General features: G+C 69.8%; 21 protein-coding genes and 1 pseudogene. 6 read left to right on the forward strand and 16 right to left on the reverse strand.

Annotation, left to right across the window (positions count from 1 at the left end):
• Positions 1-270: pseudogene (locus SM757_RS26585) on the reverse strand (NAD(P)(+) transhydrogenase (Re/Si-specific) subunit alpha); the annotation flags it as partial.
• Between the two features lie 131 nt (positions 271-401).
• Here SM757_RS26585 and SM757_RS26590 point away from each other — a divergent pair.
• The 3 genes from SM757_RS26590 (at position 402) to SM757_RS26600 (ending at position 3292) form a co-directional block, all read left to right on the forward strand.
• Positions 402-905 (forward strand): NUDIX hydrolase, encoded by a 504-nt coding sequence (locus SM757_RS26590; protein WP_066330737.1) that lies wholly within the window; start codon positions 402-404, stop codon positions 903-905.
• Positions 902-2062: a tRNA 2-thiouridine(34) synthase MnmA gene (gene mnmA / locus SM757_RS26595; protein ID WP_066330735.1), complete on the forward strand. Its 1161-nt coding sequence runs from the start codon at positions 902-904 to the stop codon at positions 2060-2062. Before SM757_RS26590 ends, mnmA begins: the two co-directional genes overlap by 4 nt.
• Before the next feature lie 282 nt (positions 2063-2344).
• Positions 2345-3292, forward strand: coding sequence for a CysB family HTH-type transcriptional regulator (locus SM757_RS26600; protein ID WP_066330733.1), 948 nt, complete (start codon positions 2345-2347; stop codon positions 3290-3292).
• A 31-nt stretch (positions 3293-3323) separates the two neighbouring features.
• On the opposite strand, the gene SM757_RS26605 is transcribed toward SM757_RS26600, so the two are convergent.
• The 5 genes from SM757_RS26605 to SM757_RS26625 all read right to left on the reverse strand — a co-directional run bounded on the left by SM757_RS26605 (position 3324) and on the right by SM757_RS26625 (position 7971).
• Complete coding sequence (locus tag SM757_RS26605; RefSeq protein ID WP_322467704.1) at positions 3324-3920, reverse strand: nitroreductase family protein; 597 nt, start codon at positions 3918-3920, stop codon at positions 3324-3326.
• A 154-nt stretch (positions 3921-4074) separates the two neighbouring features.
• Positions 4075-4866: an amino acid ABC transporter ATP-binding protein gene (locus tag SM757_RS26610; RefSeq protein WP_322467705.1), complete on the reverse strand. Its 792-nt coding sequence runs from the start codon at positions 4864-4866 to the stop codon at positions 4075-4077.
• Positions 4863-5975 (reverse strand): amino acid ABC transporter permease, encoded by a 1113-nt coding sequence (locus tag SM757_RS26615; RefSeq protein ID WP_322467706.1) that lies wholly within the window; start codon positions 5973-5975, stop codon positions 4863-4865. The genes SM757_RS26610 and SM757_RS26615 overlap by 4 nt, the downstream gene beginning before the upstream one ends.
• 14 nt (positions 5976-5989) lie before the next feature.
• Entirely contained in the window at positions 5990-6985 is a 996-nt protein-coding gene (locus SM757_RS26620; RefSeq protein WP_322467707.1) for an amino acid ABC transporter permease, read from the reverse strand.
• Positions 6943-7971: an amino acid ABC transporter substrate-binding protein gene (locus tag SM757_RS26625; protein ID WP_066330727.1), complete on the reverse strand. Its 1029-nt coding sequence runs from the start codon at positions 7969-7971 to the stop codon at positions 6943-6945. Before SM757_RS26625 ends, SM757_RS26620 begins: the two co-directional genes overlap by 43 nt.
• Before the next feature lie 195 nt (positions 7972-8166).
• Between SM757_RS26625 and SM757_RS26630 the strand changes: the two genes are divergently transcribed.
• Positions 8167-8322: a DUF1328 domain-containing protein gene (locus tag SM757_RS26630; RefSeq protein WP_084267087.1), complete on the forward strand. Its 156-nt coding sequence runs from the start codon at positions 8167-8169 to the stop codon at positions 8320-8322.
• Positions 8323-8357: 35 nt separating this feature from the next.
• Here SM757_RS26630 and SM757_RS26635 read toward each other — a convergent pair whose 3' ends face one another.
• The 10 genes from SM757_RS26635 to ssb all read right to left on the reverse strand — a co-directional run bounded on the left by SM757_RS26635 (position 8358) and on the right by ssb (position 17474).
• Positions 8358-9428 carry a sulfate/molybdate ABC transporter ATP-binding protein gene (locus tag SM757_RS26635; RefSeq protein WP_066330726.1) on the reverse strand — a complete coding sequence of 357 codons (1071 nt, stop codon included), beginning with the start codon at positions 9426-9428 and terminating at the stop codon, positions 8358-8360.
• A gap of 8 nt (positions 9429-9436) precedes the next feature.
• Positions 9437-10303, reverse strand: coding sequence for a sulfate ABC transporter permease subunit CysW (cysW, locus tag SM757_RS26640; protein WP_322467708.1), 867 nt, complete (start codon positions 10301-10303; stop codon positions 9437-9439).
• 4 nt (positions 10304-10307) lie between these two features.
• Positions 10308-11141 (reverse strand): sulfate ABC transporter permease subunit CysT, encoded by an 834-nt coding sequence (gene cysT, locus SM757_RS26645; RefSeq protein WP_066330722.1) that lies wholly within the window; start codon positions 11139-11141, stop codon positions 10308-10310.
• Positions 11142-11278: 137 nt separating this feature from the next.
• Positions 11279-12298: a sulfate ABC transporter substrate-binding protein gene (locus tag SM757_RS26650; protein ID WP_066330720.1), complete on the reverse strand. Its 1020-nt coding sequence runs from the start codon at positions 12296-12298 to the stop codon at positions 11279-11281.
• Between the two features lie 188 nt (positions 12299-12486).
• Positions 12487-13476: a sulfate/molybdate ABC transporter ATP-binding protein gene (locus SM757_RS26655; RefSeq protein WP_322467709.1), complete on the reverse strand. Its 990-nt coding sequence runs from the start codon at positions 13474-13476 to the stop codon at positions 12487-12489.
• A 70-nt stretch (positions 13477-13546) separates the two neighbouring features.
• A complete protein-coding gene (gene cysW / locus SM757_RS26660) occupies positions 13547-14482 on the reverse strand; it encodes a sulfate ABC transporter permease subunit CysW (protein ID WP_322467710.1) in 936 nt (311 codons plus the stop codon).
• On the reverse strand, positions 14479-15315 hold the full coding sequence (gene cysT / locus SM757_RS26665) for a sulfate ABC transporter permease subunit CysT (protein WP_066330716.1): 837 nt from the start codon (positions 15313-15315) through the stop codon (positions 14479-14481). The genes cysW (SM757_RS26660) and cysT (SM757_RS26665) overlap by 4 nt, the downstream gene beginning before the upstream one ends.
• A gap of 22 nt (positions 15316-15337) precedes the next feature.
• On the reverse strand, positions 15338-16330 hold the full coding sequence (locus SM757_RS26670) for a sulfate ABC transporter substrate-binding protein (RefSeq protein ID WP_322467711.1): 993 nt from the start codon (positions 16328-16330) through the stop codon (positions 15338-15340).
• A 124-nt stretch (positions 16331-16454) separates the two neighbouring features.
• The gene (locus tag SM757_RS26675) at positions 16455-16814 is read right to left on the reverse strand and encodes a thioredoxin family protein (protein ID WP_322467712.1); all 360 of its coding nucleotides are present in this window, start codon (positions 16812-16814) and stop codon (positions 16455-16457) included.
• Between the two features lie 108 nt (positions 16815-16922).
• Positions 16923-17474, reverse strand: a complete 552-nt coding sequence (gene ssb, locus SM757_RS26680) for a single-stranded DNA-binding protein (protein WP_066330710.1) — start codon at positions 17472-17474, stop codon at positions 16923-16925.
• A gap of 149 nt (positions 17475-17623) precedes the next feature.
• Here ssb and recQ point away from each other — a divergent pair, with 149 nt between their 5' ends.
• The gene (gene recQ / locus SM757_RS26685) at positions 17624-19513 is read left to right on the forward strand and encodes a DNA helicase RecQ (RefSeq protein WP_066330709.1); all 1890 of its coding nucleotides are present in this window, start codon (positions 17624-17626) and stop codon (positions 19511-19513) included.
• Positions 19514-19658: 145 nt separating this feature from the next.
• A complete protein-coding gene (locus SM757_RS26690) occupies positions 19659-21911 on the forward strand; it encodes a 3-hydroxybutyrate oligomer hydrolase family protein (RefSeq protein ID WP_322467713.1) in 2253 nt (750 codons plus the stop codon).
• Positions 21912-21932 lie beyond the last annotated feature (21 nt).

Genomic DNA, 21932 nt, shown 5'->3' on the forward strand with positions numbered 1-21932 from the left:
TACCACCGTGGCGCCGCGCTTCATGAGCGCGAGCTCGTCCGGCGACGGGGGCCGGACCTTGAGCACCAGGTCGCAGTTGAAGGCGGCCTTGGCGTCCACGATCTCCGCCCCTACCGCGGCATAAGCCGCGTCGGGCGCGGCTGCCGCAACGCCGGCACCGGACTGCACGAACAACTGGTGGCCCTGGGCCTTGAGTTTTTTCGCGGTTTCGGGGGTCACCGCGACGCGGGTCTCTCCGGCCGCCGTTTCCAGCGGAACTCCAATCAGCATGTGGTGTCTCCTTCCACAAGAGTCAGAAATTTTTCGCAATGCGCCTATCTATACCACCGTATAGAAAGGAAGCTGATTGATTCAGCCCCTCGCATCGCCGAGGCCGTTGGGCGGACGCTACCATCCGCCCCATGTCAGAACGATGGAAACCCAACGTCACCGTGGCGGCGCTGATCGACAAGGTGGTCGATGGGGAGCAGCGCTTTCTGCTGGTGGAAGAACACACGGCTGAGGGCTTGCGCCTGAACAACCCGGCTGGCCACCTCAACCCGGGCGAGTCACTGCTGCAAGGCGTGGCGCGCGAAGTTTTGGAAGAAACCGGCTGCGTCTTCGTCCCCACGCAGCTTGTGGGCATTTACCTGTCGCGCGTGTACCGGCAGGGTGCGGGTGAGGACATCACTTACCTGCGCTTTGCGTTTGCCGGCACGGCCAGCGCGGCGCAACCGGGCTGGGTGCTGGACGACGGCATCGTCCGCGCGGTGTGGATGACGGTGCCGGAGATACGCGCCAGCGCCCACCGCCACCGCAACCCGCTGCTGTTGCGCGGCATCGAGGACCACCTCGCCGGCAAGCGCTTTCCGCTGTCCCTGCTGACCACGGACCCCAGCGTCTTCGCGCCCGAGATCAAGGCATGAGCACCGAGACTGTTTCGACCGCCGCCGCGCCGGCGGTGTTCACGGGCGTGCGCGCGCGCCGCGTGGTGGTGGGCCTCAGCGGCGGGGTGGACTCCGCCGTCAGCGCCTGGCTGCTCAAGCAGCAGGGCCACGAGGTGGTGGGCATCTTCATGAAGAACTGGGAAGACGACGACGACAGCGAGTTCTGCTCGTCGCGCCAGGACTTCATTGACGCCGCCAGCGTGGCCGAAGTGATAGGCATCGAGATCGAGCACGTCAATTTCGCCGCCGAGTACAAGGATCGCGTCTTTGCCGAGTTCCTGCGCGAGTACCAGGCCAACCGCACGCCCAACCCGGACGTGCTCTGCAACGCCGAGATCAAGTTCAAGGCCTTTCTCGACCACGCCATGCGCTTGGGCGCCGAGAAGATCGCTACCGGCCACTACGCCCGCGTGCGCGAAGTGGCCGGCGAGTTCCAGCTCCTGAAAGGCCTGGACCCGCTCAAGGACCAGAGCTACTTCCTGCACCGCCTCAACCAGCCGCAGCTCTCGCGCACGCTGTTCCCGGTGGGCGAGCTGCCCAAGACCGAGGTGCGCCGCATTGCGGCCGAGGCCGGGCTGCCTAACGCCAAGAAGAAGGACTCCACCGGCATCTGCTTCATCGGCGAGCGCCCTTTTCGCGAATTCCTCAACCGCTACCTCTCCAACCAGCCCGGCCCCATCAAGGACGCGCGGGGCCGCAAGATCGGCGAGCACGTGGGCCTGAGCTTCTACACCCTGGGCCAGCGCCAGGGCCTGGGCATCGGCGGCGTGAAGGAGAAGGGCGCCCCGCGCGGCGGCGGCGAGCACGAGCCCTGGTACGTCGCCCGCAAGGACCCGGCCACCAACACGCTGTACGCCGTGCAGGGCCATGACCACCCCTGGCTGTTGAGCCGCTCGCTGGTGGCGCAGGACTTGAGCTGGGTGGCCGGCCGCACGCCCGCACCCGGCGCGCTGGGCGCCAAGACCCGCTACCGCCAGGCCGACGCACCCTGCCGCCTGTCGCTGCCGGCGGTGGACGCCGTGGCCCTGCACTTCGACCAGCCGCAATGGGCCGTGACACCAGGCCAGTCCGCCGTGCTCTACGACGGCGAGGTCTGTTTGGGCGGCGGCGTCATCGCGTCGGCCAGCCCGGACTGAGCCGCACTCGCCCAGGGCGCAAAAACCCTTTGCGCAAAGCAGCAAGCCGCGCCCCATGCGCGGCTTTGTTTTTGCTGGAGTGCTCCCCGGAACCGGCGGGTGATCTTCAAGTCAAGCTTGAAGAAATCTGCCGAAATTACCCCTATCAATCGCGCAATCCCTGCGCATGAGGGACGAACGACGCAGCTCATGCGCTATCCGCATGAGCAAGTGCCCATCGCTTCGTTGGCGCGGAAAACGCAGCTTCAAATAATCGTTGCGTTGGATCTAACGGGAACGGTCATGAACTTTCAGCAACTGCGTTCGGTGCGTGAGGCGGTGCGTTGCGGTTTCAACCTCACGGAAGTGGCGCAGGCGCTGCACACCTCGCAGCCGGGCGTGAGCCGGCAGATCCGCGAGCTGGAGCAGGAGCTGGGAGTGGAAATCTTCGTCCGCCAGGGCAAGCGGCTGACGGGGCTGACGGCGCCGGGGCGCACGCTGCTGCCGGTGGTGGAGCGGCTGCTGACCGAGGCGCAGAACCTGCACCGCATCGGCGAGGACTTCAGCCAGGGCGACGTGGGCACGCTGGCCGTGGCGGCCACGCACTCGCAGGCCCGCTACGCGCTGCCGGCGGTGGTGCGCGACTTCCAATCCCGCCACCCCGGCGTGAGCCTCAAGCTGCACCAGGGCTCGCCGCAGCAGATTGCGCAGATGCTGGTCAGCGGCGAGGCCGACATCGGCATCGCCACGCAGACGCTGGCCGAGCAGGACGCGCTGGTGGCGCTGTCCTGCTACCGCTGGACGCACTCGGTGGTGGTACCGCAGGGGCACGAGCTGCTGGAAGGCCCGTTGACGCTGCAGCGGCTGGCGGCCTACCCGCTCATCACCTACGACGTCGGCTACACCGGCCGCGGCACGATTGACGACGCCTTCCGCCGCGCCGGGCTGCACATGCAACTGGTGCTCAGCGCCATGGATGCCGACGTGATCAAGACCTACGTCGGCCTGGGCATGGGCGTGGGCATCGTGGCTTCCATCGCCTTCGACGACGAGCGCGACCACCCGCTGCAGGCCGTGGACGCGCGCCACCTGTTTGCCATCAACACCACCAGCGTGGCCGTGCGCCGCGGCGCGCTGCTGCGCGCCTACGCCTACGACTTCATCCAGGCCTTCGCGCCGCACCTGAAGCCGGACATCGTGATGCAGGCGCAGGCCGCCCGCTCGGTGGACGCGCAGCCGGCGCCGCTGTAAGCCGCGCCGGCGCGGCGCGGCCTGCGGGCTTTCAGCCCTCGAAGCCGAAACGGCCCTCGGCCACCAGCGTGGCCAGCGGCACGCGCCCGCTGGGCGCCTCGCGCTCCTGCAGCGCGGGCGGCAGCAGCGACGCGTCGCCGCGCCGGCCCAGCGCCACCACGGCGTGCATCGCGTGGTCTTCCGGCACGGCCAGCACCTCGCGCGCCTTGGCGCGATCAAAACCGCCCATGGCGTGCGCGTGCAGGCCCAGCGCCTGGGCCTGCAGCGCCAGGCTCATCCAGGCCGCACCGGCATCGAAGGCGTGCGAGACGATGGCTTGCGGCTCGTCCTTGCCCGGCACCGTGCGTTGCGTGCGCGACAGCACGATCAACAAAGCGCCTGCGTTCTGCGCCCAGGCGCGGTTGCTTTCCACCAGCGTGCTCAGCAGCGTGTCGAAGGCCGGCGTGCCGCGCAGGCCGTAGATGAAGCGCCAGGGCTGCAGGTTGCTGCCGGACGGGGCCCAGCGCGCGGCTTCCAGGCAGGTCATGAGCGCGCCCTGGTCCAGCGCCTCGCCGGTGAAGGCGCGCGGCGACCAGCGCTCGGTGAACTGGGGATCGATGCGGTATTCAGGTTGGCGGGCAGCGGCCATGGGCGTTCACCATGAGTTGTCGGACAAGCCAATCAGTGTGCCGCAGCCTGCAGGAGGCCCGTCTGCGGGCCGAATTGGCGGCGCGGTGGGGTGCCGGTTCTTGAGCGAATACGCATCGTGGCCGGGAGCCGGGTTCGGCCCGCAAGCGGACCTCCTACAGCGTGTTCGCCGGATTCAGCACCCGCTGCAAAAAGGCCCGCGTGCGCGCGCGGCGTGGCGCTTCGAAAAACTCGCGGGCCGGCGCGGTTTCCACGATCTGCCCCTCGTCCATGAACACCACGCGGTCGGCCACGGCGCGGGCAAAACCCATCTCGTGGGTGACGCAGAGCATGGCCTGGCCCTGGTCGGCGAGGGCGCGCATCACGTCCAGCACCTCCTGGACCATTTCCGGGTCCAGCGCCGAGGTGGGCTCGTCGAACAGCAGCAGCCGCGGCGCCTGCACCAGCGCGCGGGCGATCGCCACGCGCTGCTGCTGGCCACCGGAGAGCTGCAGCGGGTACTTGTGCGCCTGCTCGGCCACGCGCACGCGCTGCAGTTGCGCCAAGGCGCGCTCGCGCACCTGCGCCCGCGGCTCGCCGGCCATCTCCGAGCCCAGCGCCAGGTTCTCCAGCACGGTGAGATGGGGGAACAGGTTGAACTGCTGGAAGACCATGCCCACGCGGCGGCGCAGGGCCTGCAGCGCGCGCTCGTCCTCGCGCCGGCCGGCGTCGAACACCACGCCGTCCACGGTGAGGCGGCCTTCCTGGAAAGGCTCCAGCCGGTTCACGCAGCGCAGCAGCGTGGACTTACCGCTGCCCGACGGCCCGCACAGCACCACGCGCTCGCCGGGCTGGACGGTGAAATCCACGTCGCGCAGCACGTGCTGCTGGCCGAACCATTTGTTGACGCGCTCGAAGCGCACCAGCGGCGCCGCAGCGGCGCCGCCGCCGTTGTGGGCCGTGCTCATGCGCGGCCTCCATGGCGCCAGCGGCGTTCGGCCCAACGGCCGCCGGCCGACATGGCGGCGCAGCCCAGAAAATAGATCGCGGTCACGAACAGGTAGCCCTCCACCTTGAACGGCCGCCACACCGGGTCGCCGCTGAGCGCCAGGCCCAGCGCGCCGGTGAGCTCGTACAGGCTCACGATGGTGACGAGCGAGCTGTCCTTGAACGTCGAGATGAAGCTGTTGAGCAGGGCGGGCAGCACGGCGCGCAGCGCCTGCGGCAGCAGCACCAGGCGCTGCACCTGCCAGGCCGTCATCCCCAGGCTGCGCGCGGCCTGGGCCTGCGCCAGGGGCACGGACTGCAGCCCGGCGCGGATGGTCTCGGCCAGGTAGGCCGCGGCGAAGAGCGACAGGCCCGCGAGCACGCGCAGCAGCACGTCCGGGTTGCTGCCCGGGGGCAGCAGCAGCGGAAAGATGAAGCTGGCCATGAAGAGCACCGACACCAGCGGCACGCCGCGCACCAGTTCGATGTAGAGCGTGGCCAGTCCGCGCAGCAGCGGCGGGCCGGATCGGCGCCCAAGCGCCAGCGCCACCGCGATGGGAAAGGCCGTGGCGATGGCCACCAGCGCCAGCAGAAGCGTCAGCGGCAATCCGCCCCACTGGTCGGTGGTGACCAGCGGCAGCCCGGCAAAGCCGCCGCGCATGAGCAGCACGCCGGCAAGCAGACCGGCCGCCCAGGCGATGCCCAGCACGCGGCCCGCCCCGGGGCGGCCGCCGCGCAGCACGCTGCCCACGGCCAGCAGCGCCCACAGCGCCAGCGCCAAGGCCGGGCGCCATTGCTGCTCGAAGGGATAGCGGCCGAAGAGGATCAGCCGGTGCTTCTCCGCCACCATGCCCCAGCAGGCGCCCACGCCGCGGGCGGCCTGGCAGGCCTCGGGGTCTGGCGCCCACACCGCCTGCCACAGCGCCCAGTCCAGCAGGCGCGGCAGGCCCCAGGCCAGCAGCGCCAGGAGCAGCAGCGTCGCGGCGCCACTGAGCGGGTTGCTGAAAAGCGATTCGCGCAGCCGTGCCGCCAGGCCCGGCGGCGGAGGCGGGCGGCGCGGCGCAATGCGCTGGAAGTCGTCGTGGTCCATTTTTTTGGGCGTCCTCACCGTTCGCGGATCGCCGCACTGCGGTCCAGCCAGCCCATGAGCGCCGCGGTGAGCAGCGAGGTCGTCAGGTACACGGCCATGATCAGGCTGATGCACTCCAGCGCCCGCCCGGTCTGGTTGAGGGCGGTGTTGGCGATGGAGACCACGTCCGGGTAGCCGATGGCCACGGCCAGCGACGAGTTCTTGGTCAGGTTGAGGTACTGGTTCGAAAGCGGCGGGACGATCACGCGCAGCGCCTGCGGCAGCACCACGCGCTGCAGCACTTGGGCGCGCGAGAGGCCGATGCTCAGCGCCGCTTCCGTCTGCCCGCGCGGCACGGCCATCACCCCGCCGCGCACCACCTCGGCGATGAAGGCGGCGGTGTACAGGCTCAGGCCACCCCACAGCGCCACGAACTCGGGTGTCAGCGTCGCACCGCCTTCCACGGCGAAGGCGCCGGGCTGGGGCAGGCTCCAGCCACCCTCGCCTGGCCAGGGGAAGGACAGGCCGCCCTTGCTGAGCAGGAACCAGGAGCCCAGGTGCAGCGGCTCGCCGGGGTCCGGCAGGTACTCCACCAGCAGCAGGTACCAGAGCAGCAGTTGCACCAGCAGCGGCACGTTGCGGACGAGCTCCACGTAGGCGCCGGCCAGGCGCGAGAGCAGCGCGTTGCGCGACAGCCGCGCCAGCCCCACGGCCAGCCCAAGCAGCGAGGCCGCGGCGATGCCCGCCAGCGCCACGCGCAGCGTGTTGAGCACGCCCACGAGGAAGGCGCGGCCGTAGCTCTGCCCAGCGTCGAAGGCGATGAGCGACTCGCCGATCTCGAAGCCGGCGGCGTCGTGCAGGAAATCCCAGCCCGCCTGAATGCCGCGGGCGGCCATGTTGGCCAGGGTGTTGCGCGCGAGCCAGGCGATCAAGAGCGCCAGTGCGGCCAGCACCAGCGCCTGCGCCAGGCGGGCGCGGGTGGCGGGTTTCAGCGCACCGGCGGCGCGTAGAGCAGGCCGCCCTGGTTCCACAATGCGTTCTTGCCGCGGGGCAGGCCCACGGGCGTCTTCTCGCCGACGTTGCGCTCGTAGATCTCGCCGTAGTTGCCCACGGCCTTGACGGCGCGCAGCAGCCAGTCGCGGTCCAGCCCAAGGAGCTTGCCCATGTCGTCGCCCTTGCCGAGCAGGCGCTGGACGACGGGGTCGGTGCTGTCGGCCTTGAGCTTGTCGGCGTTGGCCTGGGTGATGCCGGCTTCCTCGGCCTCGATCAGGCCGTAGACGACCCACTTCACGATGGTGAACCACTCGTCGTCGCCGCGGCGCACCAGCGGGCCCAGCGGCTCCTTGGAGATGAGGTCCGGCAGGATGGCGTGCTCTTTCGGGTCCTTGGCCTCGCGCGAGCGGATGGCGGCCAGCCCGGAAGCGTCCGTGGTGTAGGCCTGGCAGCGGCCGGAGAAGTAGGCGGCGTTGGCGGCCTCGATCTTCTCGAACACCACGGGCTTCAGGTTCAGGCCGTTGGCACGCGAGAAGTCGGTGAGGTTCTTCTCGGTGGTGGTGCCGGACTGCAGGCAGACGCTGGCGCCCTTGAGCTGCTTGGCGCTTTTCACCTTGGTCTTGGCCGGGACCATGAAGCCCTGGCCGTCGAAGAAGTTGATGGCCGTCTGTTGCAGCCCCAAAGAGGCGTCGCGGGTCAACGTGAAGCTGGTGTTGCGCGAGAGCACGTCCACCTCGCCGGACTGCAGGGCCGTGAAGCGCTGCTGCGAACTCAGCGGCACCCAGCGCACCTTCTCGGCGTCGCTGAGCACGGCGGCCGCGATGGCCTTGCCGAAGTCCACGTCAAAGCCGCTCCAGCGGCCCTGGCTGTCGGCGGCGGAAAAGCCCGCCACGCCGGTGCTGACACCCACGATGACCTGGCCGCGCTGCTTGATGGCGTCGAGCGTCTTGCCGGCCTGCGCCGGGGCGGCGGCCAGGGCCAGGGCGGCAGCCAAGGGAGCAAGGAGAAGGGCTGGTTTTTTCATGCCGGGAAGTATGCAAGGGAGCACGGCCGGGAAATGAAGGCGGGCTTTTGCGCCTTCGCGCCCTGGCCACGCGGCTTGGCCCAGCACGGCGGCCACTGTGAGCCGCTTCCTACAGACCGGCCCGCCCGCCGCCGACAGACGGCAAAGCCTCCTGCCGCCTAAGCTGAAACCATCGAAATCACCCAGGAGTCACAGATGCTCCACTACGCCGTCGTCTTTCTCGTCATCGCGCTGGTCGCAGGCCTGCTCGGTTTCGGTGGCATCGCCGGGATGTCGGCGAACATCGCCTGGATCCTGTTCCTCGTCGGAGTGGTCCTGGCGGTCGTGTTCGCCATCAGCCGCAAGAGATAGCGTCGCGGGGGCGTCCCGCACGCCCCTGCACCTGCTCAGATCATCGCCGCGGGATCCTGCGGCTCCTCCGGCGTGATGGCAAAGCGCGTCACCCGCCGCGGCAGCAGCCAGGCCTGCGCGCCCGGCTCCAGCTTCAGTTGCTCGCGCAGCCCCAGGTAGTCCGCGCGCGGCAGCTCCACGTCAACGTAGCTGTCGTCGTCCAGGCGCCGGAACTCCAGCCGCGTGTTCGGCCCAACGGTCAGCGCCTGCTGCAGCCGCACCGGCAGCGTGCCGGGCGCTTCCTGGCCCAGCACCTGCAGCTCGTGCGGGCGCACGTAGCTCACGGTGCCGTCGGACGTGGCCTCGTGCGGGCTGCCGCTGTGGCCGGTGCGGCCGTGGAACAGGTTCACGTCGCCCAGGAACTGCAGGACGAAGGGCGTGGCGGGATGGTCGTAGACCTCGTCGGGGCGGCCGTCCTGCTCGATGCGACCCTGGTTCATCACCACGATGCGGTCGGCCACCTCCATGGCCTCGTCCTGGTCGTGCGTGACGAAGACGCTGGTGACGTGCATCTCGTCGTGCAGCCGGCGCAGCCAGCGGCGCAGCTCCTTGCGCACCTTGGCGTCCAGCGCGCCGAAGGGCTCGTCCAGCAGCAGCACCTTGGGCTCCACCGCCAGGGCGCGCGCCAGCGCGATGCGCTGGCGCTGGCCGCCGGAGAGCTGATGCGGGTAGCGCTCGGCCAGCCAATCGAGCTGCACGAGCTTCAGCAGGTCCATCACCCGGGTGCGTATCTCCGCCTCGCTTGGGCGCGTGGCGCGCGGGCGCACACGCAGGCCGAAAGCGACGTTCTCGAAAATGTTCATCTGCGGGAACAGCGCGTAGTGCTGGAAGACGAAGCCCACGTTGCGCTCGCGTACCGCCGTGCGCGTGGTGTCGTCGCCGTGGAACAGCACGCTGCCGCTGTCGGCCTTCTCCAGGCCCGCGATGATGCGCAGCAGGGTGGTCTTGCCCGACCCTGAAGGGCCCAGCAGGGCGACCAGCTCGCCGGCGGGGATGGTGAGATTCAGGTTGTCGCAGACGGCCAGCGTGCCGAAGCGCTTCACCAGGTTGCGGACTTCAATGCTCATGGGGAACCTTACTCGCCGTGACCGGCCTGCTTGAGCTGCGCCTTCACGCGCCGCTCGACGATGTATTTCAAGCCCAGCGTCACCAGCGCCAGCGCCGCCAGCAGCGAGGCGACCGCGAAGGCGGCGGCGAACTGGTACTCGTTGTAGAGAATTTCAATGTGCAGCGGCATGGTGTTGGTCTGGCCGCGGATGTGGCCGGAGACCACGCTCACCGCACCGAACTCGCCCATGGCGCGGGCGTTGCACAGGATCACGCCGTACAGCAGTGCCCACTTCACGTTGGGCAGGGTCACGCGGCGGAAGGTCTGCCAGCCCGAGGCGCCCAGCACCGTGGCCGCCTCCTCCTGCTCCACGCCCTGCGCCTGCATCAGCGGAATCAGCTCCCGCGCCACGAAGGGGAAGGTGATGAACAGCGTGGCCAGGACGATGGCCGGCACCGCGAAGATGATCTTCAAGTCGTGCGCCTGCAGCCAGGCGCCCAGCCAGCCCTGCAGGCCAAAGACCAGGATGTAGATCAGGCCGGCAATGACGGGGCTGACCGAGAAGGGCAGGTCGATGAGCGTGAGCAGCACGCTCTTGCCGCGGAACTCGAACTTTGCAATCGCCCAGGCCGCCGCCACGCCGAAGACGAGGTTGAGCGGCACGGAGATGCCGGCGGCGATCAGCGTGAGCTTGATGGCCGAGGCCGCGTCCGGCTCGATGATGGCCTCCAGGTAGACCTCGACGCCCTTCTTGAAGGCCTCGATGAAGACCAGCACCAGCGGGACGAAGAGGAACAGCGTCAGGAAGGCGAGCGCCACCGCGATGAGCGTGCGCCGCACCCAGGCGGGCTCGGTGGCGGCGTCGGAGGCCGAGGAAGAAGACATGGGGTTCATGGCGTCACTGCCCTTCGCGGCGCCGGGCCCAGGCCTGCAACGTGTTGATCAGGAGCAGCATCACGAAGCTGCTCACCAGCATCACCACGGCGATGGCCGTGGCGCCGGGCACGTCGTACTGCTCCAGCTTGGAGATGATCATCAGCGGCGTGATCTCGCTGACCATGGGCAGGTTGCCGGCGATGAAGATCACGCTGCCGTACTCGCCCAGCGCGCGGGCAAAGGCCAGTGCGAAACCCGTGAGCAGCGCGGGCGCCAGGATGGGGAAGGTCACGCGGCTGAAGCACTGCCAGCGCGTGGCGCCCAGGGTGGCGGCGGCTTCCTCCAGCTCGCGGCCCAGGTCTTCCAGCACCGGCTGCAAGGTGCGCACCACGAAGGGCAGGCCGATGAAGAGCAGCGCCACGAACACGCCCAGCGGCGTGAAGCTGACCTTGAAGGGCAAGTACTGGCCTATCCAGCCGTTTTCGGCGTAGAGCGCGGTGAGCGTGATGCCGGCCACGGCCGTGGGCAGGGCGAAGGGCAGGTCCACCAGCGCGTCCACCAGGCGGCGGCCGGGGAAGTCGTAGCGCACCAGCACCCAGGCGATCAACAAGCCGAAGAAGGCGTTGACCAGTGCGGCCAGGAAGGAGGCGCCGAAGGTGAGCCGGTAGGAGGCGACGACGCGCGGCGAGGCCACGGCGTCCCAGAAGGCGGCGGGCGTCATGGTCGCGGCCTTGAGGAAGGCGGCCGACAGCGGGATGAGCACCACGAGGCTGAGGTACAGCAGCGTGAAACCCAGGGCCAGGTCGAAGCCCGGCAGCACGCTGTGGCGCTTGAGCAGGGTGCGGGAGAAGAGCATGGCGGGGCCGGGCGCGGCAGACCGGCAACGGTCCGCAACGCCTTGTCGGCAAAGGCGAAAACGGGAATTGTGGCCCCGCCGCGGCGGGGCACCGGAAGCGACGGCCTGGCTGGTCGTGAACCAGGGCCGGCTACGGCTTACTTCTTGGCCATGAGCTGGTCGTAGATGCCGCCGTCGTTGAAGTGCTCGGCCTGCGCCTTCTTCCAGCTTCCGAAGACTTCGTCCACGGTGAAGGTGGGCACGCTGGGGAAGTCCTTGGCGTGGGCGGCCAGCAGCTTGGCGTCGCGGGGGCGCAGGTTGTGCTTGACGGCGATCTGCTGCGCCTCCTCGGTCCAGAGGAATTTCAAATACGCCTCGGCCTGCTTGCGCGTGCCCTTGCGGTCCACGACCTTGTCGATGACGGCCACCGGGTTCTCCGCGAGCACGGTGCGGGCCGGATAAACGAAATCAAAATTCTTGCCGAACTCCTCGACGATGGACTGCACCTCACTCTCGAAGGTGCAGAGCACGTCGCCGATGTTGCGCTGCGCGAAGGTGGTGGTGGCGGCGCGGCCGCCGCCGTCGAACACGGGCACGTTGGCGAAGATCTTCTGCGTCAGCTCACGCGCCTGCGCCGGGGTGCCGCCGCCCTTGATGACCGAGCCCCAGGCGCCCAGGTAGGTGTAGCGGCCGTTGCCCGTGACCTTGGGGTTGGGAATGACGACGCTCATGCCGGGCTTGGCGAGGTCGGCCCAGTCCTTGACGCCCTTGGGGTTGCCCTTGCGCACCAGGAACATGGTCACAGAGGAGGTGGGCGCGGCGTTGTTGGGCAGGCGCTTGGCCCAATCGGCGGCAATGAGGCCCTTGTCGGCGACGACGTCGATGTCCAGGGCCTGGTTCATGGTGATGACGTCGGCATCCAGCCCTTCGATCACCGCGCGCGCCTGCTTGCTGGAGCCGCCGTGCGACTGGTTGACCGTGACGTCCTCGCCGGCGGTCTTCTTCCAGTACGGGACGAAGGCCTTGTTGATGTCCTTGTAGAACTCGCGCGCGACGTCGTAGCTGACGTTGAGCAGCGTCACCGAGGCGGCTTGGGCGATGGAGGGCAGGGCGCCGGCCAGCGCGGCGGCGGGGGCGCCGAGGACGAGACGGCGGCGCAGGGGGTTGCGAACGGTCATGGCAGCTTGGAGCCCGCGAAAGCGGGGTGTTTTTTATGGACGGGCGGGGATGGTAGGCAAGGCGGCCAACCCGGCGCGGAAGAGGTGCCTTTGAAGCGGCCCGGGGCTTCCCCGATTGCTTCAATTTTCGAAGCAATGCCCGCTGATTTCTTCAACAGACCCTTGAAAGTCCCGCGCCGGCGCAGGCCTCAGGCCGCTTGCTGGAAGCGCGCCGCGCGGCGCGGCTCCAGGTGATAGGCGTTGCCCACGTCCATGGTGAAGGCCTGGTACTCCTCGCGGGTGAGCTCCACCTCGATGGCCGCGCCGTCGGCCTTGTGGAACCCCAGGCGCATGCGCGGGCCCATGCACAGCGCGTGCGCCAGCGTGGCGCTGACGCGGCCGGGGGCGTGGTCGCGGTGCACGGCGATCTCGTGCGCGCGCACCCACAGCGGCGTGCCGGCGCCGTCGTCCAGGCGCTGGGCGTCGCCCAGGAACTGCAGGACGAAGGGGTTCGCGGGCTGGTCGTACAGGTCCTGCGGGCGGCCCTCCTGCTCGATACGGCCCTTGTTCATCACCACGATGCGGTCGGCCACTTCCATGGCCTCCTCCTGGTCATGCGTGACGAAGACGCTGGTGACGTGCATGTCCTCGTGCAGCCGGCGCAGCCAGCGGCGCAGCTCCTTGCGCACCTGCGCGTCCAGGGCGCCGAAGGGTTCGTCCAGCAGCAGCACCTTGGGCTCCACCGCCAGGGCGCGGGCCAGGGCCACGCGCTGGCGCTGGCCGCCGGAGAGCTGATTCGGGTGGCGGGCGGCGAAGCTGGAGAGCTGCACCCGCTCCAGCAACTCGTCGACGCGGCGGCGTATCTGCGCCTCGGTCTGCCGCTGGGCGCGCGGGACCATGCGCAGGCCGAAGGCCACGTTGTCGCGCACGTTCAGGTGGTTGAACAGCGCGTAGTGCTGGAACACGAAGCCCACGCGGCGCTGCTGCACGGGGGCCTCCGTGGCGTCCTGGCCGTGCATGAAGACGCGGCCGGCGTCCGGCGTCTCCAGCCCGGCCATGATGCGCAGCAGGGTGGTCTTGCCGGAGCCCGAGGGCCCCAGGAGGGCGACCATCTCGCCCGCGGGGATGTGCAGGTCCACGCCCTCGCACACCACGGTGGGGCCGAAGCGCTTGCTGATCTGGTGCAACTGGATGCTCATGCGGTTCTCCCGTGGCAGTAAAGGTTTTTCTTGGGGAAGTTGCGGGCGCAGCGGATGAGGGCGGACGGCTTCATGCCGTGCCCTCGTGCTGCTCGCGCAGCTGCGCCCTGACGCGGCGCTCCACCAGCGCCTTGAGCACCAGCGTCACCAGCGCCAGGCCGGCCAGCAGCGAGGCCACGGCAAAGGCGGCGGCGAACTGATACTCGTTGTAGAGGATCTCGATGTGCAGCGGCATGGTGTTGGTCAGGCCGCGGATGTGGCCGGAAACCACGCTCACCGCGCCGAACTCGCCCATGGCGCGGGCGTTGCACAGGATCACGCCGTACAGCAGCGCCCACTTCACGTTGGGAATGGTCACGTGCCAGAAGGTCTGCCAGCCGGAGGCGCCCAGCACCAGCGCGGCTTCCTCCTGGTCCTTGCCCTGGGCCTGCATGAGCGGGATCAGCTCGCGCGCCACGAAGGGGAAGGTCACGAACACCGTGGCCAGCACGATGCCGGGCACGGCAAAGATGATCTTCAGGTCATGTTCCTGCAGCCAGGGGCCGAGCCAGCCTTGCAGGCCGAAGACCAGCACGTAGATCAGGCCGGCAATCACGGGGCTGACCGAGAAGGGCAGGTCGATGAGCGTGATGAGCAGGCTCTTGCCGCGGAAGTCGAACTTGGCGATGGCCCAGGCCGCGGCCACGCCGAAGGCGAGGTTCAGCGGCACCGAGATCGCCGCGGCCAGCAGCGTGAGCTTGACGGCGTCCAGCGCGTCGGGTTGGCTGATGGCGTCCAGGTACACGTCCACGCCCTTGGCGAAGGCCTGGACGAACACCGCCGCCAGCGGGACGAAGAGGAACAGCGTCAGGAACAGCAGCGCCACGCCCACCAGCAGCGCGTTGACCCAGCGCGACGGGGCGTTGGCGGCCTTGGGCTTGGCAGCGGCGCGGCTTGGGTGGCCCAGCGTGGTGCCCAGCGGCACGGAGGCCGCGGCGACCGGGGAAACGGGCAGGACAGAACTCATGTCGTGGCTCCCTGGCGCCGCCGCGTCCACGCCTGAAGCGCGTTGATGAGCAGCAGCAAAACAAAACTGGAGACCAGCATCACCACGGCGATGGCCGTGGCGCCCTGGTAGTCGTACTGCTCCAGCCGCGTGATGATCAACAGCGGCGTGATCTCGCTGACCATGGGCAGGTTGCCGGCGATGAAGATCACGCTGCCGTACTCGCCCAAGGCGCGGGCAAAGGCGAGCGTGAAGCCCGTGAGCAGCGCGGGCAGCAGCACGGGCAGCACCACCTTGAAGAAGGTCTGCAGCCGCGAGGCGCCCAGCGTGGCCGCCGCCTCCTCGACGCTGCGGTCCAGGTCTTCGAGCACCGGCTGCAGCGTGCGCACCACGAAGGGCAGGCCGATGAAGACCAGGGCCACGAACACGCCCACGGGCGTGAAGCTGACCTTGAAGGGCAGGACCTGCCCAATCCAGCCGTTCTGGGCGTAGAGGGCGGTGAGCGCGATGCCGGCCACGGCCGTGGGCAGCGCGAAGGGCAGGTCCACCAGCGCATCGACGATGCGCTTGCCCGGCACGCGCTGGCGCACCAGCACCCAGGCCACGAGCAGGCCGAACACGGCGTTGACCAGCGCGGCGGCCAGCGACGCGCCGAAGGTCAGCCGGTAGGAGGCCAGCACGCGCGGCGTGCTCACCGCGTCGAGGAAGGCCTGCAGCGTCATGCCCGACGTCTTGATGAAGGCGGCGGACAGCGGCAGCAGGACGATGAGGCTCAGGTACAGCAGCGTGAAGCCCAGGGCGAGGTTGAACCCGGGCAGCACGCTGCGCTGCTTGAGCAGCAGGCGCGACAGCATGGCGGCAGTTCCTGCGGAGGGTTTACTTGCGGGCGAAGACGCGGTCGAAGGTGCCGCCGTCGGAGAAGTGCGTCTGCTGCGCCTTGGCCCATCCGCCGAACTGCTCGTCGATGGTGAACAACTTCACCTGCGGGAACTGCTTGGCGTACTTGGCGGCGGCGGCCTGGTCCACGGGCCGGTAGTAGTGCTTGCCGGCGATGTCCTGGCCTTCGGGGGAGTAGAGGAACTCCAGGTAGGCCTGCGCGGCGGCGCGGGTGCCCTTCTTGTCCACCACCTTGTCCACGACCGCCACGGGCGGCTCGGCCAGGATGGAGATGGAGGGGGCGACCACGTCGAACTTGTCCGGCCCAAGCTCCTTGAGCGCCAGCAGCGCCTCGTTCTCCCAGGCCAGCAGCACGTCGCCCAGGCCGCGCTCGACGAAGGTGGTGGTGGCGCCGCGCGCGCCGCTGTCGAGCACGGGCACGTTGGACAGCAGCTTGCCCACGAACTCCTGCGCCTTGGCCTCGGAGCCGTATTTCTTCTGCGCGTAGCCCCAGGCGGCGAGGTAGTTCCAGCGCGCGCCGCCGGAGGTCTTGGGGTTGGGGGTGATGACGGCGATGCCGGGCTTGACCAGGTCGTCCCAGTCCTTGATGGCTTTCGGGTTGCCCTTGCGCACCAGGAAGACGATGGTGGAGCGGTAGGGCGAGCTGTTTTGCGGCAGGCGCTTTTGCCAGTCCGGCGGCAGCAGCTTGGCCTTGGCGGCGATCTCGTCGATGTCGTAGGCCAGGGCCAGCGTCACCACGTCGGCCTCCAGCCCGTCGATGACCGAGCGGGCCTGCTTGCCGGAGCCGCCGTGCGACTGCTTGACGGTGACGGTGTCGCCGCTCTTGGCCTGGTACTGCTTGGCGAAGGCGGCGTTGACGTCCTGGTAGAGCTCACGCGTCGGGTCATAGGACACGTTGAGCAGGCCAATGTCCTTGGCTTGGGCGCCGACGGCGGCCACGGCGAGCAGCGCGCCTAAGAACAGCGATTTCATGAGAGTCCTCCTGGGATGCATGAAGGCATCCTAGGAATCGCCCCTGGGCCGACCAACGAATGTTTGCGCCCTTGCTTATGCGGCCGGCGCAGCCTCAAGCGTGGAAAGTGTCAGGTGTTACCGGTTACCCCGGCTGCAGGGCGCGCACGCGCTCAGGCAGGCCGGCCACGTCCTCATCCACCGCCTGGGGCTTGAGGCCGCCTTCGCGCGCGGCCTGCAGCAGCCGCGTGAGGTGGCCGGGCTGCGGCAGCAGCACGCCGAAGTACAGGATGGTGTCGCCGCGGGCCACGAGCACGGTGGGGAAGTTCTCGACGTCCACGTCGCCGACGACGTCCGATTCGTCCTCGATGTCCACCCAGATGAAGCGCTCGCCGGCTTGGGCGGCGTCGCGGGCGGCATCGAAGGTGGCCAGGTATTCCTTGCAGGTGCCGCACCAGGCGGCGCACAGGCAGGCGACGAGCAGGGGTTCAACAGCGGTCGGCATGGGTTGCAAGTGTGGCAGGGCAAAGCCCGGGCCCTGGCGGCGTCGGGAATGAAAAAGCGGCCCGCGGGCCGCTGTCTTGATGCAGGTGAAAAACCGGCGGGACGCCGATCAGAAAGGGATGTCGTCGTCCATGTCGTCGAAGCCAGTGGCCGGGCGCTGGGGCGCCGGGGCCGGACGCTGCGGGGCCGGGCGGGGGGCCGCGGCGCGCGGGGCGGGCGCGGGGGCGTCCATGTCGTCGCCGCCGCGGGCCGGGGCGCGGTTGTAGCCGCCGCGGGAGGCGCCGCCGCCCATGCCGCCGCCACCACCCATGTCGTCGCCCATGCCTTCACGGCCGCCGAGGAGCTGCATCTGCTCGGCCACGATGTCCACGGTGTTGCGCTCGATGCCGTCCTTGTCGGTGTACTTGCCGTACTTCAGGCGGCCTTCGACGTACACGGGGCGGCCCTTCTTCAGGTATTCGCCGGCGATCTCGGCCAGGCGCTCATAGAAGGTGACGCGGTGCCACTGCGTGTCTTCCACCGACTCGCCGGTGTTGCGGTCCTTGCGGCGGCTGGAAGTGGCGACGGAGACGTTGCAGATGGCCGTGCCCTGGGGCGTGTAGCGCACCTCCGGGTCGCGCCCGCAGTTGCCGATGAGAATGACTTTGTTGACGCTGGCCATATGTGACGCTCCTGCGCGAAATGTGCTCTGTACGAAAAGACAGGATTGTGCCGCATGCCCCGTGCCGCAGCCCCTCCGGGGCCTTGGCGCGAGCCCTTGAAAAGCCCGGCCGGCGGCGGCCAGTTACCATCGCCGGCTCCCCTCGCGCCATGGCCTTCTTCTCCTCCCCCTCTTCCGCTTCCCCCGAGCTGCAAGTGCTGCAGCAGGTCTTCGGCTACACGGCGTTTCGCGGGCCGCAGGCGGCCATCGTCGAGCACGTCGCCCTGGGCGGCGACGCCCTGGTGCTCATGCCCACGGGCGGCGGCAAGAGCCTGTGCTACCAGGTGCCGGCCATCGTCCGGCATCGCCAGGGCCTGGGTGTGGCCGTGGTGGTGAGCCCGCTCATCGCCCTCATGCACGACCAGGTCGGCGCGCTGGAGGAGGCCGGCGTGCACGCGGCCTACCTGAACTCCACGCTGTCCTCCGAGCAGGCCCAGCAGGTGGAGCGCGAGCTGCGCAGCGGGCGCCTGGTGCTGGTCTACGTGGCGCCGGAGCGGCTGCTGACGCCGCGCATGCTGGCGATGCTGGATTCGCTGCACGAGCGCCAGCTCCTGAGCCTGTTCGCCATCGACGAGGCGCACTGCGTCAGCCAGTGGGGGCACGACTTCCGCGAGGAGTACCTGGGCCTGTCGGCCCTGCACGAGCGCTACCCCGGCGTGCCGCGCGTGGCGCTCACGGCCACGGCCGACGCGCACACGCGCCGCGACATCGTGGAGCGGCTGCAGCTCGAAGACGCCGCCGCGTTCGTGAGCAGCTTCGACCGGCCCAACATCCGCTACACCATCGTCGAGAAGGACAACCCGCGCGCCCAACTGCTGCGCATGATCCGCGACGAGCACGAGGGCGAAGCCGGCGTCGTCTACTGCCAGAGCCGGCGCAAGGTGGAGGACACCGCCGCCTGGCTGGAGCAGCAGGGCGTGCGCGCGCTGCCCTACCACGCGGGGCTGGACGCCGACGTGCGCCGCCGCCACCAGGACCGCTTCCTGCGCGAGGACGACCTGGTGATGGTCGCCACCATCGCCTTCGGCATGGGCATAGACAAGCCGGACGTGCGCTTCGTCGCGCACCTGGACTTGCCCAAGAACATTGAGGCCTACTACCAGGAGACCGGCCGCGCCGGCCGCGACGGCGAGGCCGCCGACGCCTGGATGGCCTACGGCCTGGCGGACGTCGTCAACCAGCGCCGCATGATCGACGAGAGCGACGCCGAGGAAGACTTCAAGCGCCTGCAGCGCGGCAAGCTCGACGCGCTGCTGGCCCTGGCCGAAGCCCACGACTGCCGCCGCGTGCGGCTGCTGGCCTACTTCGGCGAGGCCAGCGAGCCCTGCGGCAACTGCGACAACTGCCTGCACCCGCCGCGCACCTGGGACGCCACCGAGGCCGCGCGCAAGGCGCTGTCCTGCATCTACCGCTTCGGCCAGCACGGCGGCGGCTTCGGCCCAACGCGCTTCGGCGCCGGGCACCTGCTGGACGTGCTGCGCGGCAAGCGCACCGACAAGGCGCTGCAGTACGGGCACGACAAGCTGTCCACCTTCGGCATCGGCGCGGACCTGTCGGAAGCGCAGTGGCGCGGCGTGCTGCGCCAGCTCGTCGCCCTGGGCCACGTGCAGGCCGAGGGCGAGTTCAACACCCTCTCGCTCACGCCCAGCGCGCGCGCCGTGCTCAAGGGCGAGGAGCCCATCGTCCTGCGCGAGCCGCGCGAACCCACCCGCGGCAAGAGCCCGCGCTCCGTGCGCGGGACACGCGGCGAGCGCGTGCCCGCCGCCGCCGCCACGCTGGACGCGCTGGGCCAGGAGCGCTTCGCCCGGCTGAAGGCCTGGCGCGCCGAGGTGGCGCGCGAGCACGGGCTGCCGGCCTACGTCATCTTCCACGACGCCACCCTGGCGCAGATGGCCGCCGAGTGCCCGGATTCGCTGCAGGCGCTGGGCCACATCAGCGGCGTGGGCGCCAAGAAGCTCGAAGCCTACGGGCGCGAGATCCTGCGCGTGCTGGGCGAGTGACGGGCTCGCCGGCCTTCCCCCAGCACCCGATTCCCTGATCCGGCAAGCGTGCTGACCCTCATGGGGTCGGTCCTTACGCGATCACGCGGTTTTTCGCCTTGAAGCGGACTCCGTAGCCTGCGCCGGCTGTTCAAGGAGAACGCTGATGGCTACCAGGAATCCCGCCGCCTTTCGACGCCTCCCCGCCGCCGCCGCGGCCCTGCTGTGCCTGCATTTGGGCGCGCAGGCCGGCGGACCCGGCCCCGACGACCGCTACGACGACCGCCACGGCGGCCACGGGCACGGCGAGCCCATGCGGCCCAACGTGTTGCCGCCGGGCATCACTTCGCTCGCGCGCACCGCCTACACGGCCACCAGTCCGGGGGGCGGCACCAGCGCTTCAACCCAGGATTTGCTCACCGCCGGCCTGGGCAAAACCGGTCTGGCCGGCGCCGCGCCGGCCTACGCCGACCCGCTGAACCCCACCGCGCTGGAGCTGCGCCGCAACGCCATCTACGCCAACTACCGCGGCCTGCTGGACATCACCGCCAACGGCGGCTACGGCCGGCTCTACGGCCCAAACATCGACCTCGCCGGCAACGACACCTTGGGCGAGGGCCTGATCCCCGGCGTCGAGTACCTGGGCTACGTGGACGTGCCCGGCGGCAACCGCCGCGTCACCACGGCCGTGCAGGTGCCCGCGGGCTTTGACACCAGCAAGCCGTGCATCGTCGCGGCGCCGTCCTCCGGCTCGCGCGGCGTCTACGGCGCCATCGGCACGGTGGCCGAGTGGGCCCTCAAGCGCGGTTGCGCCGTGGCGCTGACCGACACCGGCAAGGGCATGGGCCTGCACGACCTCTCGGACAACACCGTGCACCGCATAGACGGCACCCGCGCCGACGCCGCCGACCCGCTGAGCCACTTCAGCGCCAAGCTCAGCGAGGACCAGCGCGCCGCCTTCAACGCCCGCACGCCCAACCGCGTCGCCCTGAAGCACGCGCACTCGCAAACCAACCCCGAGCGCGACTGGGGCACCGACACCCTGGCCGCCGTGCGCTACGCACTGTGGGCGCTTAACCAGGAGTACGGCCCCTCCGTGGGCGGGAGCCCGCTGAAGTGGCAGCGCTTCCGGCCGGAGAACACGCTGGTGATGGCGGCTTCCGTCTCCAACGGCGGCACCGCCGTGCTGCGCGCGGCCGAGCAGGACGAGCAGGGCCTGATCGACGCCGTCGTCGCCGGCGAGCCCGGCGCCACGCCGCGCAGCACCTACGGCTACGGCGTGCAGCAAGGCGGCCAGCCCGTGGCCTTCGGCAAGCCGCTGCTGGACTACTTCACCTTCGCCAACCTGTACCAGCCCTGCGCGGCGCTGGCGGCCGAAGCGTCCATGGGCGCGGAGCTGTCCATCCACAACTACATGACCCTCACGGGCATGAACCCGCGCGCGGCCAACCGCTGCGCGTCGCTGGCCCAGGCCGGGATGGTCAGCGGCGCCGACACCGCCGCGCAGGCGGCCGATGCCCTCTCGAAACTGCGCCACTACGGCTGGGGCCCCTACAACGACCAGATGCACAACGCCCACTACGGGCTGGGCAACGCGGTGATCGTCACCAGCATGTACGTCAACGCCTACGGGCGCTTTTCCGTGCTGGACAACGTCTGCGGCGTGAGCTTCGCCGGGGTGGACGCCGCGTTCGCCCCGGCGCTCATCGCACCCGCGGCCAAGGCGGTGAGCTACGCCACCGGCAACGGCACGGCCAACGGAGCGCCGGCCACCGTGATCGTCAACGACTCGGTGGGCGGCGCGCGGCGCTGGGACTTCGCCGTCTCGCCGGGCACGGCGCTGGCGGACCTGGGCTTCGAGGCGGCGGTGTGCCAGCGCGCCCTGTTCACCGGCACCGACCCGCGCAGCGGCGCGCCGCTGACCGACACCAGCACGCCCACCCGTGCGCAAAGCGAGGCCGTGCGCCGCGGCGTGCGCGAGGTGCTGGCCAGCGGCGACCTGCAGCGCAAGCCCACCCTGGTGGTGGCCGGCCGCAGCGACGCGCTGCTGCCCGTCAACAACGCCGCGCGCGCCTACACGGCCTTCAACCAGGCGGTGGAGCGGGGCCGCAGCGGGCTGCGCTACGTGGAGGTCACCAACGGCCAGCACTTCGACGGCTTCCTGGGCTTCAGCGGCTTCGACACCCGCTACGTGCCGCTGCACGTGTATTTCCTGGACGGCCTCAACGCCATGTACGCGCACCTGACCACCGGCGCGGCGCTGCCGCCCAGCCAGGTGGTGCGCACCACGCCGCGCGGCGGGCTGCCGGGCGCGGCACCGGCCGTGACGCGCGCGGCGAACCTGCCGCCCATCGCCGCCACGCCGGCTGCGGGCGACGCCATCACCTTCAACGGCAACGCGCTCAACGTGCCCAACTGAGTGAGGCCGTGGGCGCGAGGG

The sequence above is a fragment of the Azohydromonas lata genome (assembly GCF_034427735.1).
Lineage (GTDB): Bacteria > Pseudomonadota > Gammaproteobacteria > Burkholderiales > Burkholderiaceae_C > Azohydromonas > Azohydromonas lata.

What these genes read in the sequence shown, in the direction of transcription:
- SM757_RS26590 (WP_066330737.1), top strand. Translation starts at nt 402, where the DNA reads ATGTCAGAACGATGGAAACCCAACGTCACCGTGGCGGCGCTGATCGAC.
- mnmA (WP_066330735.1), top strand. Translation starts at nt 902, where the DNA reads ATGAGCACCGAGACTGTTTCGACCGCCGCCGCGCCGGCGGTGTTCACG.
- SM757_RS26600 (WP_066330733.1), top strand. Translation starts at nt 2,345, where the DNA reads ATGAACTTTCAGCAACTGCGTTCGGTGCGTGAGGCGGTGCGTTGCGGT.
- SM757_RS26605 (WP_322467704.1), bottom strand. Translation starts at nt 3,920, where the DNA reads ATGGCCGCTGCCCGCCAACCTGAATACCGCATCGATCCCCAGTTCACC.
- SM757_RS26610 (WP_322467705.1), bottom strand. Translation starts at nt 4,866, where the DNA reads ATGAGCACGGCCCACAACGGCGGCGGCGCCGCTGCGGCGCCGCTGGTG.
- SM757_RS26615 (WP_322467706.1), bottom strand. Translation starts at nt 5,975, where the DNA reads ATGGACCACGACGACTTCCAGCGCATTGCGCCGCGCCGCCCGCCTCCG.
- SM757_RS26625 (WP_066330727.1), bottom strand. Translation starts at nt 7,971, where the DNA reads ATGAAAAAACCAGCCCTTCTCCTTGCTCCCTTGGCTGCCGCCCTGGCC.
- SM757_RS26630 (WP_084267087.1), top strand. Translation starts at nt 8,167, where the DNA reads ATGCTCCACTACGCCGTCGTCTTTCTCGTCATCGCGCTGGTCGCAGGC.
- SM757_RS26635 (WP_066330726.1), bottom strand. Translation starts at nt 9,428, where the DNA reads ATGAGCATTGAAGTCCGCAACCTGGTGAAGCGCTTCGGCACGCTGGCC.
- cysW (WP_322467708.1), bottom strand. Translation starts at nt 10,303, where the DNA reads ATGAACCCCATGTCTTCTTCCTCGGCCTCCGACGCCGCCACCGAGCCC.
- cysT (WP_066330722.1), bottom strand. Translation starts at nt 11,141, where the DNA reads ATGCTCTTCTCCCGCACCCTGCTCAAGCGCCACAGCGTGCTGCCGGGC.
- SM757_RS26650 (WP_066330720.1), bottom strand. Translation starts at nt 12,298, where the DNA reads ATGACCGTTCGCAACCCCCTGCGCCGCCGTCTCGTCCTCGGCGCCCCC.
- SM757_RS26655 (WP_322467709.1), bottom strand. Translation starts at nt 13,476, where the DNA reads ATGAGCATCCAGTTGCACCAGATCAGCAAGCGCTTCGGCCCCACCGTG.
- cysW (WP_322467710.1), bottom strand. Translation starts at nt 14,482, where the DNA reads ATGAGTTCTGTCCTGCCCGTTTCCCCGGTCGCCGCGGCCTCCGTGCCG.
- cysT (WP_066330716.1), bottom strand. Translation starts at nt 15,315, where the DNA reads ATGCTGTCGCGCCTGCTGCTCAAGCAGCGCAGCGTGCTGCCCGGGTTC.
- SM757_RS26670 (WP_322467711.1), bottom strand. Translation starts at nt 16,330, where the DNA reads ATGAAATCGCTGTTCTTAGGCGCGCTGCTCGCCGTGGCCGCCGTCGGC.
- SM757_RS26675 (WP_322467712.1), bottom strand. Translation starts at nt 16,814, where the DNA reads ATGCCGACCGCTGTTGAACCCCTGCTCGTCGCCTGCCTGTGCGCCGCC.
- ssb (WP_066330710.1), bottom strand. Translation starts at nt 17,474, where the DNA reads ATGGCCAGCGTCAACAAAGTCATTCTCATCGGCAACTGCGGGCGCGAC.
- recQ (WP_066330709.1), top strand. Translation starts at nt 17,624, where the DNA reads ATGGCCTTCTTCTCCTCCCCCTCTTCCGCTTCCCCCGAGCTGCAAGTG.
- SM757_RS26690 (WP_322467713.1), top strand. Translation starts at nt 19,659, where the DNA reads ATGGCTACCAGGAATCCCGCCGCCTTTCGACGCCTCCCCGCCGCCGCC.